Source organism: Pseudomonas sp. (assembly GCF_030150285.1).
Classification (GTDB): Bacteria; Pseudomonadota; Gammaproteobacteria; order Pseudomonadales; family Pseudomonadaceae; genus Aquipseudomonas.
The window spans coordinates 126,245-138,952 of record NZ_JASLGE010000027.1 but is presented as its reverse complement, the minus strand read 5'-3'; the positions used below and the strand labels follow the sequence as shown (position 1 = coordinate 138,952).

11 protein-coding genes are annotated in these 12,708 nt (G+C 57.0%); 7 read left to right on the top strand and 4 right to left on the bottom strand.

Features of this window, described 5'->3' with window-relative positions; all coding sequences use genetic code 11:
* Window positions 1-13: 13 nt before the first annotated feature.
* Together Q1W15_RS05530 and Q1W15_RS05525 are read right to left on the bottom strand one after the other, a co-directional pair.
* Window positions 14-544 (bottom strand): 4-vinyl reductase, encoded by a 531-nt coding sequence (locus Q1W15_RS05530; RefSeq protein WP_300724854.1) that lies wholly within the window; start codon window positions 542-544, stop codon window positions 14-16.
* 209 nt (window positions 545-753) lie between these two features.
* Complete coding sequence (locus Q1W15_RS05525) at window positions 754-1,731, bottom strand: dipeptidase (RefSeq protein ID WP_300724852.1); 978 nt, start codon at window positions 1,729-1,731, stop codon at window positions 754-756.
* 241 nt (window positions 1,732-1,972) lie between these two features.
* On the opposite strand from Q1W15_RS05525, the gene Q1W15_RS05520 reads away from it, so the two are divergent.
* The 7 genes from Q1W15_RS05520 to Q1W15_RS05490 all read left to right on the top strand — a co-directional run bounded on the left by Q1W15_RS05520 (window position 1,973) and on the right by Q1W15_RS05490 (window position 10,181).
* Window positions 1,973-2,374 (top strand): lysozyme inhibitor LprI family protein, encoded by a 402-nt coding sequence (locus Q1W15_RS05520; RefSeq protein ID WP_300724850.1) that lies wholly within the window; start codon window positions 1,973-1,975, stop codon window positions 2,372-2,374.
* 9 nt (window positions 2,375-2,383) lie between these two features.
* Entirely contained in the window at window positions 2,384-2,800 is a 417-nt protein-coding gene (locus tag Q1W15_RS05515) for a DUF3010 family protein (RefSeq protein WP_300725012.1), read from the top strand.
* A gap of 237 nt (window positions 2,801-3,037) precedes the next feature.
* The gene (locus Q1W15_RS05510; protein WP_300724848.1) at window positions 3,038-3,295 is read left to right on the top strand and encodes a hypothetical protein; all 258 of its coding nucleotides are present in this window, start codon (window positions 3,038-3,040) and stop codon (window positions 3,293-3,295) included.
* A gap of 351 nt (window positions 3,296-3,646) precedes the next feature.
* The gene (gabP, locus tag Q1W15_RS05505; protein ID WP_300724845.1) at window positions 3,647-5,053 is read left to right on the top strand and encodes a GABA permease; all 1,407 of its coding nucleotides are present in this window, start codon (window positions 3,647-3,649) and stop codon (window positions 5,051-5,053) included.
* Window positions 5,054-5,129: 76 nt separating this feature from the next.
* Window positions 5,130-6,239: a GlxA family transcriptional regulator gene (locus Q1W15_RS05500; protein ID WP_300724843.1), complete on the top strand. Its 1,110-nt coding sequence runs from the start codon at window positions 5,130-5,132 to the stop codon at window positions 6,237-6,239.
* A 133-nt stretch (window positions 6,240-6,372) separates the two neighbouring features.
* Entirely contained in the window at window positions 6,373-7,356 is a 984-nt protein-coding gene (locus tag Q1W15_RS05495) for a GlxA family transcriptional regulator (protein WP_300725010.1), read from the top strand.
* 113 nt (window positions 7,357-7,469) lie between these two features.
* Window positions 7,470-10,181 (top strand): RHS repeat-associated core domain-containing protein, encoded by a 2,712-nt coding sequence (locus tag Q1W15_RS05490; protein WP_300724841.1) that lies wholly within the window; start codon window positions 7,470-7,472, stop codon window positions 10,179-10,181.
* Window positions 10,182-10,278: 97 nt separating this feature from the next.
* On the opposite strand, the gene Q1W15_RS05485 is transcribed toward Q1W15_RS05490, so the two are convergent.
* Together Q1W15_RS05485 and Q1W15_RS05480 are read right to left on the bottom strand one after the other, a co-directional pair.
* Window positions 10,279-11,382: a GlxA family transcriptional regulator gene (locus Q1W15_RS05485; protein WP_300724839.1), complete on the bottom strand. Its 1,104-nt coding sequence runs from the start codon at window positions 11,380-11,382 to the stop codon at window positions 10,279-10,281.
* Window positions 11,383-11,895: 513 nt separating this feature from the next.
* Window positions 11,896-12,669 (bottom strand): FadR/GntR family transcriptional regulator, encoded by a 774-nt coding sequence (locus tag Q1W15_RS05480; protein ID WP_300724837.1) that lies wholly within the window; start codon window positions 12,667-12,669, stop codon window positions 11,896-11,898.
* Between the last annotated feature and the right edge of the window lie 39 nt (window positions 12,670-12,708).

Below are 12,708 nucleotides of genomic sequence, written 5' to 3'. Positions count from 1 at the left end.
CCCGATCCTCAACTTACAACGGCTTGACGATAAACAGGCCGTCGTCGTGGCCTTCTTCCGATCCGCCATAGACTTGCTCGGCCACGGTGCGGATGTGACTGCCGCGTGCCTGCAGAATCTGGTCCATGGCCCCGGCAAACCAGCCGGTGAACATGTAGTCGACCTTGCGCCCGACCTTACCGTACACGTAGACAAACGCCGAGTGCTCCAGCTTGACGCTGGCGGTGCCTTGGTCGAGGTCGATGTCCTGGATCTTGAACAGGCCCCAGCCGCGTTGCGACAGGCGCTTCATGTAGTGTTCGAACACCGCCACCCCTTCAAGGCCGTGGCATTCGGCTTCTTTTTCACACCAGTGCCAGGCGGATTTGTAGCCCGCCTTGTAGAGGATGTCGGCATAGGCCTCAGCGCCCAGCACGTCTTCGATGCCCTTGTGGTTGTTGACAAAAAAGTGCCGTGGCACATAAAGCATCGGCAGGGCATCCGAGGTCCAGATACCGGTTTCACTGTCGACTTCGATGGGTAATTGCGGGGCGATTTTAGCCATGAAGAAATAACTCCAAAAATTGATTCGTCAGGCCGTTTGGCTTTGACCTTGCTCTAATAAAAAGCCGTGTGAATACCTTTGGAGCCGTAGCGAGCGCAGCGAGAGCAAGGAAGGACCGGAGCGACAAACGAGACAGTACGGAACGTACGGCGAGTTTGGCGCGAGGACCTGACGCAGCTATCGGTGAGCGCAGTAGGCTCCAGAGATAGTCACTCGCCCCAGACGTCTTTCAGGACGTTGACCCAGTTCTCGCCCATGATCTTGCGCACCACGCGTTCGCTGTGGCCGCGCTTGAGCAGGGTTTCGGTGAGGTTGGGGAACTCGCCCACGGTGCGAATGCCCAGCGGGTTGATGATCTTGCCGAAGCTGGTCAGACGACGGGCGTAGCCCTTGTCGTGGGTCAGCATTTCGAAGAAATCCTGGCCATGGCCCTGGGTGAAGTCAGTGCCAATACCGATGGAATCTTCCCCGACGATATTCATGGTGTATTCGATCGCCTCGGCGTAATCCTCGACGGTCGAATCAATGCCCTTGGCCAGGAACGGCGCGAACATGGTCACACCGACGAAGCCGCCGTGGTCGGCAATAAACTTGAGTTCGGCATCGGATTTGTTACGCGGGTGTTCCTTGAGCCCGGACGGCAGGCAATGGGAGTAACACACCGGTTTTTTCGATTCGAGGATCACTTCCTCAGAGGTCTTGGAGCCCACGTGCGAGAGGTCACACATGATGCCCACGCGGTTCATTTCAGCGACCACTTCGCGACCAAAGCCCGAGAGCCCGCCATCGCGTTCGTAGCACCCGGTACCCACCAGGTTCTGGGTGTTGTAGCACATCTGCACCAGGCCAACGCCGAGCTGCTTGAAGATCTCGATGTAGCCCAACTGGTCTTCAAAGGCATGGGCATTCTGGAAACCGAAAATGATTCCGGTCTTGCCCTGTTCTTTGGCGCGACGGATATCGGCGGTGGTTTTGACCGCCAGCACCAGGTCGCTGTTCTCGCGAATCAGTTTCTGGCTGGCAACGATATTGTTCATCGTGGCCTGAAACCCCTCCCACACCGACACCGTGCAATTGGCAGCGGTCAGGCCACCCTTGCGCATGTCTTCAAAGAGTTCGCGGTTCCATTTGGCAATGATCAGCCCGTCGATAACGATGCTGTCGGCGTGCAACTCGGCTGGGCTCATCAGGCGTCCCCTTACTTATTAGGATTAGGCAATTGCGACGCCGAATCGTCTGCCGGCGCGTTGGAGCCAGCATAGGCCTGGGGTTAAAACCAGCCGGGTGTAAAAGCGACAGCGTAATTGCCGAAAGCGTCAATCCACGACAAAGCCGTCATGCGTTGTGCTGGCGGTCCGAAGCACCGTGGCTGTTCATTAGCCGACGCTTAAGCCAGAATCGGCGCCAACTATGGATTAGGAAGCCGCAATGAAATCGATTCTCCTGGCCTTGGCGTTGATCACAACCGGCGTACAAGCGGCCGATGATGCCGACTACAACCCGTGTAATGCCGTGGAAAACGACCAGCAAACACTGGCCTGTTCGGCGTTCAGCCGACATTCCGCCGAGCAGTTGCTGACCGAAAACTACGAGGCCTTGCAAGCGCGCATGACGGCTTTATATGGCGCAAACCCGACGCAGCTCAACAACATCACCAGCAAGATCAAGTCGGCCCAGGCGTTGTGGTTGCACCAGCGCGACGCCGATTGCGCCATTGCGGTGTTCCCGAACAAGGCCGGTACCCAAGCGTTCACCATCGCCCAAAACGACTGCATCGGCGGCGTCAGCGACGACCGTTCGGAGTTTCTGGAATCGATCGGCCAGGATTAAAGGATGTTCATGATGATCTGCGGCATTGAAATCAAGGGCAGCGAAGCCCTTATCGCTTTGGCGACCCAAGGCCCCAACGGGCTTGAGCATGTGGCCAATGCGACTAAAAGAATCGCCCTTGAGGACGATGACGATGCCCGGAGCGTCAAGCAATTTGCGCAACAGTTGGCCGCGTTTGTGAAGGCCAATGCCATCACCCGTATTGCGATCAAAAAACGCAGCAAAAAGGGCGAATTTGCGGGCGGGCCCACCACCTTCAAAATTGAAGGCATCTTCCAGTTGCTGGACGGCTGCGAAGTTCAGCTCCTGTCCCCGCAAACCCTGACGGCGCAGTTCAAAAAGCATGCCTTCGACCTGCCCGCGTCGCTGAACAAATACCAGCACGACGCGTTCAAGGCGGCCTGCGCGGCGTTGCTGAAAGGCTGAACGAAAAAAGCCCCGAACTGCCGTGACACAGCCGGGGCTAAAGGAATGCGAAGCGGGACGGTGACCAAACCATCAAGGGTGTTGCTGAGCCCAGTGTGCCCCTGCCCCAACACCGCTACTTAGCCGAAAACGACCTGTTCATAGGCAAACCAGACATCCTGTCAAACCCCGCTTGCCCCCTGCCCCGCCCCCTACCAGAATCTCTATTCAATCGCGCCTTTAAGAAGGATAAAAACCATGATGCACGCGGATTTGATAGATGAGCAGGACCTGCTGAACCAGTTACGTTCGCTGGGTTTCGAGGTTAAGGGCAGTGCTGATGAGGCCTGCAAATCCGTGGTGTGCGGGCTGAGCGAAACCAATGCCCGAGCGCTCAAGGCCATGGTCGAAAAACTCTACACCAGTGGCGCAACCATCCTGCCCAACGTGCGGCGGGCCATCGAAGAACAATTGCTGCCGGCGCTGGCACATTCCTTGAAAAGTAAAAACGCCTGAAACCTCACGTTCACCCCCGGGAGCGGCCGACCACGTTCACGTGTCCGCTCCTGAAACCTCCCCCCATCCGACCGACATTTCCCCCGCTCACGCTGAGCCCGTGGGCTCTACGCCCGCCCTCGGGTTGTCGAGATCAGGCGCGTCACTGTCGCACTCAGGCCACTGATGTGAAAGGCAAGGCGCGTAAGGTGAGGCGTCAATTCATGGCAGTGACGGGTCGTGATGACCGATTTAGAAGCTCAGGAGCGTTGGGGGCCCGCTGTTTTCGAGAAGCGGCAGCAGGAAGCAATGCAGATCACCTGACCCCTCGTCAGTACGCTTTAACGTAGATCTCCAGAGAACAAAAAAAATATGGATAGCCTGAATTCAGATGACTCAAGCAGTCAGTTAGCGCAAGGTTTCAAACCGCGACACATCACCATGCTTTCGATCGCCGGCATTATCGGCGCGGGCCTGTTTGTAGGGTCGGGCCACGCCATCGCCGCCGCTGGGCCCGCCGTATTACTGGCGTATTTGTGCTCCGGCCTGTTGGTGGTACTGGTCATGCGTATGCTCGGTGAAATGGCCGTGGCCACGCCGGACACCGGTTCTTTTTCAACGTACGCCGACCAGGCGATCGGGCGCTGGGCAGGCTTCACCATCGGCTGGCTTTACTGGTGGTTCTGGGTGCTGGTCATTCCCATCGAAGCCCTTGCGGCCGGGTATGTGTTGAACCAATGGTTCCCGGCGATTGACACCTGGTTGTTTGCCTTGGTGTCGATCATCCTGCTGGTCGCGACCAACCTGTTCAGTGTGTCCAAATACGGCGAGTTCGAATTTTGGTTTGCGATGGCCAAGGTGGTTGCGATCATCGGTTTTATCGGCCTGGGTTTCGCGGTGTTGATGGGCTGGATTCCCGAGCGCGAAGGCAGCGGTTTGCTTCGCATCATGGAAGACCACGGCGGGTTTGCACCCAATGGCCTGTCGGCCGTACTGGGCGCGTTTATCACCATCATGTTCAGCTTTATTGGCACTGAAGCGGTGACCATTGCCGCCGCCGAATCCAGCAACCCGGCGCAGAACATCGCCAAAGCCACACGTTCGGTTATCTGGCGCATCGGGGTGTTTTACCTGCTGTCCATTTTTGTGGTCATCTCCGTTGTGCCGTGGAATGACCCTCTGTTGGTGTCAGTCGGCTCGTACCAGCGCGCGCTGGAGCTGATGAATATTCCTTATGCCAAGTTCATCGTGGACCTGGTGGTATTGATCGCTGTCGCCAGCTGCATGAACTCATCGATTTATATCTCTTCTCGCATGCTGTTTTCGCTGGGCCGCCGGGGCGATGCACCGCCGTTTCTGAAAAAGACATCGGCCCAAGGTGTGCCCAGAGCCGCCGTGATTGCCAGCACCGTGCTGGGAGCTGGCATAACCCTCTTCAGTTTCTTTATGCCCGCCGGTCTGTTCCAGTTCCTGCTCGCCAGTTCCGGGGCCATTGCGCTGCTGGTGTACCTGGTGATTGCGGTGTCGCAACTGCGCATGCGCAAGCTCTTGAAACAACGCAAGACCGAGCTGATTTTTCAGATGTGGTTATTCCCGTGGCTGACCTGGTTGGTGATCGTGTTCATCTGTGCCGCGCTGACCATGATGATGGTCATGCCCGATCACCGCGTGGAAGTGTCATCGACCGTGTGCCTGGCGCTGGTTATTTCCTTCATCGGCCTGATCACGACCCGCCAACATGGCCCGGCAGGACGCGCAGTACCGGCCAGAAATACCTAGCCATGAATGACGCTTGAGCCGGCCTGTGCCCGCTTGAGCCAACGGCCATGACTGCTCACTGCGAGAACAGACCGCCATGCCATACGACACCTTAAAGGCCGCGCCTCTTAAAACCGTGGGCTTTTTACTGTTAGACCAGTTCACCCTGATGTCACTGGCATCGGCCGTTGAACCGCTGCGCATGGCCAACCAACTGGCGGGCCAGGAACTGTATCGGTGGTACACCCTCAGCGCTGAAGGGGTGCAGGTATGGGCCAGCGACGGTGTGCCGATAACACCGGATGCCTCGCTCGAAGACGCACCGCCACTGGACACCGTCATTGTCTGCGGCGGCATTGGCATTCAACACGTGGTGCTGCGCGAGCACATCACCTGGCTGCGGGCACAGGCCCGTCGTTCCAGGCAGATCGGGGGCGTGTGCACCGGCAGTTGGGTGCTGGCGCAGGCGGGTTTGCTGGATGGTTTCCAGTGCAGTGTGCACTGGGAATGCCTGGCCGCCTTGCGCGAAGCCTTTCCACACGTGACCGTCAGCGCCCGTTTATTTACCCTCGACCGCGACCGCGTGACCAGCTCGGGCGGCACCGCACCGCTGGACATGATGCTGCACTTGATCAGCCGCCAGCACGGCCAGACGCTTTCAACCGCCATCAGCGAAATGTTCCTGCACGAGCGCATTCGCAATGAGCAGGACCATCAGCGCATCCCCCTCAAACACATGCTGGGCACTCAGCAGCCCAAGTTGCAGGAGATTGTGACGTTGATGGAGGACAACCTCGAAGAGCCCATCGAACTCGATGTGCTGGCCAAGAACATGGGGTTTTCGCGGCGACAACTGGAACGGCTGTTCCAGAAGTACCTGAACTGCTCCCCCTCACGCTATTACCTCAAACTGCGGCTTATTCGCGCGCGGCAGTTGCTCAAACAGACACGCATCTCGATCATAGAGCTGTCATCGGTCTGCGGGTTTGTGTCCACCCAACACTTTTCAAAGTGCTATCGCGAGAGCTTTGGGATCGCCCCCCGTGATGAGCGGTTGGTGGCGCAGCCACCCCAGCCCATGATGGTCAGGCCGTCGGCGCAAGTGGTGGCGATACCCAGGCCGATGAGTGTGCTGGATCAAGCCCGCGACGAACCCACCTTTGCCAGTGTTAAAGTCCAGGAACCCGGTGCACCCCTGCGCGCATGAGCCGCCAGAATGAGGACTCAAGGCAAAGGTTTTGGGCGATCTGAGTCAGGTGTGTGAACACTGCCGATGACGTGTCCGTGAACGTAGATGAGAGAGTCTGAAAGTGATCGAGCGACGCCAATTCAGCGGCAGCATGAAGGGCAAAAACCTTCGCTACGTGAGTGAAAGCCCCAATCAACCGAGAGACAGGGTTCGCACGGGGTTTCTGTTGCTGGAGCACTTCTCGTTACCCGCGTTTACCCAAGCGCTGGACACCATTGTGACCGCCAACCTGCTGCGCCCAGACGCGTTCTCAACGCACACGTTCGGGTTGAGTGACGGGGAAGTCATCAGTGACCTGGGGCTGGTCATACGCCCCGATGCCCAGCTCAATGGCCCGGCACTCAAGGAACTGGACCTGCTGGTCATTTGTGGTGGCTACCGAACGGAACTCAAGGCCACCGACGAGTTTATCCACCTGTTAAAAACCGCCGCCTCATTGGGCATCAGCCTCGCCGGCCTGTGGAATGGTGCCTGGTTTTTGGGCCGCGCCGGTTTGCTCGCCGGTTACCGCTGCGCCATTCACCCTGAACACCGCCCCGCCCTGGCGGAATTCTGCAAAGCCACCCAGGTGAGCAGTGAGCCTTACGTGATTGATCGGGACAGGCTCACCGCCTCGAGCCCTTCCGGGGCGTTTCATATGGCACTGGACTGGGTCAAAAGCCTTCACGACAAAGCGCTGGTTGAAGGCATCGAAGACATCCTGGCGTTTGAAGAATCGCGTTACCGGCGCATCAAGCCCAGTAAGAACATCTGTTTGAGTGCGCCCTTGCGCGAAGTCGTCAAACTGATGGACGCCAACCTCGAAGAGCCTCTGGAGATGGAGCAACTTGCCGCCTACGCCGGCCGTTCACGTCGCCAGCTCGAGCGCCTGTTCAAAGAGCAGTTGGGCACCACACCGCAGCGCTATTACCTGGAGTTGCGTATCACCGAAGCCCGTCGCCTGCTGCAGCACACTGAACTCTCTCAGGTGGATGTGCTGGTGGCCTGCGGTTTCGTTTCGCCCAGCCACTTCAGCAAGTGCTACAGCTCTTATTTTGGCTATCGCCCGTCCAAAGAAGTGCGCCTGGTTCGGTAACAGGCGCGGGCGGCTCTGCCCATTCCTCGCGCCTGAAGGCCTGTTACTTCTGACAGTAGCCATCCACTGTTAAAAAGTTCAGCGTGAGCATTCACTGAATCAAGGCTCATTGAATGATTATGTTGGACAACCATTTCCTGCATAACGCCACGCCGGCCCTTACAGTTATCGACCCGCGAGGTTTACCGATCCGCCGCGTAGCCTATTGCCGGACCGTTGCCGGATTGCCTGCACAACCGCGCATTACCCGGCAGTCCTTCGATGCCGCAGGACGAGGTGTGACCCTGAGCGATGCACGCTTGCCTGCCCTCTCCAGCACCGCCAATTCAGTGACAACCTTTTCGCTCACAGATCAATCCTTACTGACCGAGAACGTCGACGCCGGTTGGCGCTTGAGCCTACTCGGGCTGGCAGGTGAACCTCTCAATCAATGGGACATGCTCAATTGTCGGCAAATCGAATATGACACCTCACTGCGCCCTATCGCCATTTCTGAGCACGCCGCGAGTGACCCACCCAAGGTCATTGAGCGCCTGACTTATGCCCATACAAGCACTGAGCACGCGATGCACAACCAGTGCGCTCAGCTGATTCGCCACGATGACCCGGCGGGCTGCCTTTTAATTAATGATTACGACCTTTGGGGTTCGGTGTTGAGCGAGTCTCGGCGCTTGCTCATGGACCTGCGGGTACCTGATTGGCCTCAAGCGATCACCGAACGCGAGCAGTGGCTGGGCGTTGAAGCGGCGACCACCCACTGGCAATTCAACGCCACAGGTGAGGTGTTGAGTCAGCGCGATGCACGCACCAATGAAATATTAATGGCCTACAACAGTGCGGGTCAGCTGCGCCAGGTTCAGTTGAAACGCAACGAACGGCCAAACAAGACACTACTTCACCAGATCATCTACAACGCCAGCAACCAAGTTGAACTGGAAATCGCTGGTAATGGCGTCAAAACACTACGCCGGTATGAGGCGTCAAACGGACGTTTGCTGCAATTCACCACGCGCTCTGCAACACGATGCTTTCAAGACGAGCAGTACGGTTACGACCCAGTCGGTAACTTGCTCCTCGTGGAAGATGCCGCGCAGCCGGTGCGTCACTTCAAAAACCAGCGTACAGCGCCGCTCAACACCTATCAGTACGACACGCTGTACCAGTTAGTAGAAGCCACGGGGCGTGAATCCATCCCCTCAAATCAAGGACCGGGATTACCCGAACTGCACATCCCCGCGCCAGACCCCACACGCATGGCGGCTTACCGGCAAACCTTTGCCTATGACGCAGCCGGAAACTTGCAGACGCTCACTCACACCGGCAATAACGGTTTTGCACGCAGGATGTCTACCTCGCCTTCGAGTAACCGCAGCCTGTTGAAAACCGACAACAGTGAACCGGACTTTAACGCCAGCTTTGACGCCAACGGCAATCTCCTGCTGCTGACCCCAGGTGGCCAACCCTTACAATGGAATACCCGAAACCAACTGAGTGCGGTGGTTCAAGTGTTCAGGGAAGGCGGGCAATATGATGAAGAGCGTTATCGCTATGACGCCTCGGGCCGCCGCCTGCGAAAAGTGCGTACACGCTGGACTGGATCTGGCGTTAACACCCATGAAGTTCGCTACTTTCCAGGGTTGGAAATCCATTACAGGAACGGGCTGGAGGAATTACACGTCATAGAAGTGAACACGGGAAATAACATTAACATACGTGTCACACACGGGCCTGTAGGCGTGCCGGACGAATGTCCTGAAAACGCAATTCGCTATGGTTTCAGTAATCACTTTAGCGCCAGCATGCTGGAGCTGGACGATACGGCTGGCGTGTTATTTCAGGAAGGTTATTACGCCTTTGGCGGTACGGCATGGTGGGCAGCAAAAAATCAGAGTCAAGCCAACTGCAAAACAATTCGTTATGCCAGGAAAGAGCGCGACGCGACCGGGCTTTATTATTATGGCCTGCGTTATTATGCACCGTGGTTACAACGATGGATTAACCCTGACCCTGCGCAAGATATAGAAGGGCCTAACCGATACCAGTTTGTCAGAAACAACCCTATCAATCGGCACGACCCTGACGGTAGGCAATCTGAAGTGACACTCACGGATTCACAGTACTGGCTGGCATGGTTAGCCCCCTTATCGATACTGACCAATCCTGCCTTCAATTACTTTACATCATGGCTTACCGAGAAGATCACCTTTCAACCTTCGATACGTCGCAACAATGGAAAGTATGAACCTGCAACGGGATTCAACATAGAGCGCGTGAATGTCTCCGAAGTCAGCGCTCTGCTTGACGATTTCGAAGAGAAATACAACGACCTGTTAACTTTCATCAAAGCCGAAACTGCGATGGCACCCAATCGAAAACATGAAGCTTTCAACAGTGAGCAAATAAAGAACCTCAGAATGGGCACTATTATATCGGGCCACGCCAAAGAAATACTGCGCCAGGCACAAGACGTACACAATGAAAAAATCTCTCTGGGCCTATTCAAACTGGTTGATAGCACAAAGAGAGTACATGCCCTTGCTATTACTGAGCGGCATCAGGATCAAGGCACGCTCATTATCCACGATGTTATCGCTCATCCTTATTCCCAACTTTCGGAGTTGAATAGCTCTTACCAGCAGCAACTTGCCGATGGTTTTTACGACTTCAGATCCTATCTCACTAAAAAAACTGGCACGGTGACGACCTTGCTTGCAGTCACTGAAGAAATCAAAGCTTCGCCTACACGTATTACTACGATCAGAACCACTGCAGCTAATGTGCGATCGGCCAATATCGTCAAAAAATTCAATCCGCGCGAAGCGTGATTGATCCACCATCAATGGCACCACAAGAACGGGAGGTGACTGCGATCTTCAGACGTCTAGAACCAAAGACCGCGCAAGCGCTCCCAACAATCTTTACCTACAGCCTCACACTGGCAAAGGTCGACTCGTTGCGGGCCTGGTTGAGGGCCGACATGGGGCCCGCCAGCGGCGTCAGCAGCAGGGACTGCGGGATCGGCACCAGCGTGGTCTGCTGGGTGGTGTTGGAACTGACGCGCTCGTCCCGGGGCGGTATGCCGAAGTATTCGCGGTAGCACTTGGAGAAGTGAGGCGTGGAGACAAACCCGCACACCGCGGCCACCTCAATGATCGACATGGGCGTTTGTTTAAGCAGTTGACGCGCCCGCACCAGCCGCAGCTTGAGGTAGTAGCGCGACGGCGAGCAGTGCAAGTATTTCTGGAACAACCGCTCCAACTGACGTCGCGACACGCAGACGTAAACCGCCAGTTCATCGAGGTCGATGGGCTCTTCAAGGTTGGCTTCCATCAGCGCGACAATTTCCTGCAACTTGGGCTGATTGGTGCCGAGCATGTGCTTGAGCGGGACGCGTTGGTGATCCTGCTCGTTGCGAATGCGCTCATACACGAACATTTCGGAGATCGCCGCTGACAGTTCCCGGCCATGATCACGGCTGATCAAGTGCAGCATCATGTCCAGTGGCGCGGTGCCGCCCGAGCTGGTGGAGCGGCTGCGGTCGAGGGTAAACAAGCGCGTGCTCATGGACACGCGAGGGAAGGCTTCTTGCATCGAGGCCAGGCATTCCCAGTGCACGCTGCAATCAAAACCGTCGAGCAAGCCGGCGTAGGCCAGCGCCCAGCTTCCGGTACACACCGCACCCAGACGACGCGACAGCCGCGCCTGACTTTGCAGCCATGACACGTGCTCGCGAGTGACCGTGCGCTGAATGCCGATACCGCCGCACACAATCACCATGTCCAGCGCCGGTGCCTTGTGCATGCTTGCGTCGGGAGTGACTTGCAGGCCGTCGCTGGCCCATACCTGACTGCCATCTGCGCTGAGGGTGCTCCAGCGATACAACTCCCGCCCGGACAATTGATTGGCCATGCGCAAAGGTTCTATCGCAGAAGCCAAGGAAATGAGCGTGAAATTATCCAGCAGCAGAAAACCGATGGATTGAGGCGCACGGTTCTGGGGTTGGGCCCCGGAGTTGAACGACGTCATCGCAGTATCTCCTCACGTAAAGCAGGTGATGGCCTCAGGCACAGGCTCTTGTTATACCCTCCGTTTAACGGGGGCTTTGTAATGACAAGGCAAATGCCATGCCTAAACTTGAATGGCTATTCAATAACTCCTGAAAACGACGTCGTAATGCCTCTGGCCGGGTGATCGCTCGACATCCCACGCCCGCGCCCGGCGTCTTCAGTACGGGGGATGTGAGCACATCGGTAGCAGTTGCGGGCACACCGTAGCAGGCCTGCGGTGACACACTGTCACCGAAAGTACAGGTGCGCCAAAACGGGTCGCTGCGCCCCGAAAAAGCGCCGGGCGATGCGGGGCAGTGCACAGGCGTACCGGCTCGCAATCGCGTGAGGGGGCGAGCGTTTAAACATCGCGATTAAACGCACGTTGACCGTCAGCCTCTGCAGGGGTGACGGTGTTTAATCCGCGGCGGTGGGGAACGCCTGGGCGTGGCTTTGCCGGTGAGTGGCTGACACGCAACAGGTTGGGCGTGGCTCAACTCTGTTTGGCTTGCCCGCCCTGCCAGAATGCAGGGTCTGCCGACTTGAGCCGGCCCACGGCACTGTTGATATGGGTTAAGGATGCATGGCGCGCGGCATCGGGATCACCCGCCGAAATAGCGTCGTAAATGGCGATATGTTCGTCTAGCACCGTTCTGACCATGCCCCCTCGGCGCTTCTGGTTTGAGCGGGTCAGCCGAATGGCTTCCTTGACGAACTGGGCGAGAAATTCATGCATGGACGGGTAGAGCGGATTGCCGGTGGCCTTGAAAATCGACAGGTGAAAACCCAAGTCTTCTTCAACCCCGTCCCGCCCTTCGGCTTCGGCTGTTTTTATGGCCTCCAGCGCCTGCTTGATGGCCATCAGTTGTTCAGGGCTACGACGCTGCGCCGCCAGTGCGGCCGCTTCGCCTTCGATGCCACGGCGGATTTCGATCACCCGCACAACCGCTTCGATGGAGCCATAGGCATCCAGATCTAACGTGAAGGCCTTGATGTTCGCGCCCTCCGCTACCACCGTGCCGCTCCCCTGACGCACCTCAACCAGCCCCGCTGACTTCAGTCGGGAGATGGCTTCACGAATGACAGTACGGCTCACGCCATAGCGTTCGCACAACACCGGCTCGGTCGGCAAACGCGACCCGGGTAGGGCCTCCCCCTTCGCGATCAATTCCTTCAAGGCGGCTGTCACTTGATCAGACAAGGTGCCCTTTAAAGGATCTTTCACTGCCACATGGCGGGTGCTAGTAGGGAAATCAGTACCGCTCATAACAATTCCAGACAGTAAATCCCAAAAGACTACTGCATT

Bases quoted from the DNA above. Each gene is read 5' to 3' on its own strand.
- Q1W15_RS05485 (WP_300724839.1), bottom strand. From the start codon at position 11,382: ATGACGTCGTTCAACTCCGGGGCCCAACCCCAGAACCGTGCGCCTCAA.
- Q1W15_RS05520 (WP_300724850.1), top strand. From the start codon at position 1,973: ATGAAATCGATTCTCCTGGCCTTGGCGTTGATCACAACCGGCGTACAA.
- Q1W15_RS05525 (WP_300724852.1), bottom strand. From the start codon at position 1,731: ATGAGCCCAGCCGAGTTGCACGCCGACAGCATCGTTATCGACGGGCTG.
- Q1W15_RS05490 (WP_300724841.1), top strand. From the start codon at position 7,470: ATGATTATGTTGGACAACCATTTCCTGCATAACGCCACGCCGGCCCTT.
- Q1W15_RS05495 (WP_300725010.1), top strand. From the start codon at position 6,373: ATGAAGGGCAAAAACCTTCGCTACGTGAGTGAAAGCCCCAATCAACCG.
- Q1W15_RS05480 (WP_300724837.1), bottom strand. From the start codon at position 12,669: ATGAGCGGTACTGATTTCCCTACTAGCACCCGCCATGTGGCAGTGAAA.
- gabP (WP_300724845.1), top strand. From the start codon at position 3,647: ATGGATAGCCTGAATTCAGATGACTCAAGCAGTCAGTTAGCGCAAGGT.
- Q1W15_RS05510 (WP_300724848.1), top strand. From the start codon at position 3,038: ATGATGCACGCGGATTTGATAGATGAGCAGGACCTGCTGAACCAGTTA.
- Q1W15_RS05515 (WP_300725012.1), top strand. From the start codon at position 2,384: ATGATGATCTGCGGCATTGAAATCAAGGGCAGCGAAGCCCTTATCGCT.
- Q1W15_RS05500 (WP_300724843.1), top strand. From the start codon at position 5,130: ATGCCATACGACACCTTAAAGGCCGCGCCTCTTAAAACCGTGGGCTTT.
- Q1W15_RS05530 (WP_300724854.1), bottom strand. From the start codon at position 544: ATGGCTAAAATCGCCCCGCAATTACCCATCGAAGTCGACAGTGAAACC.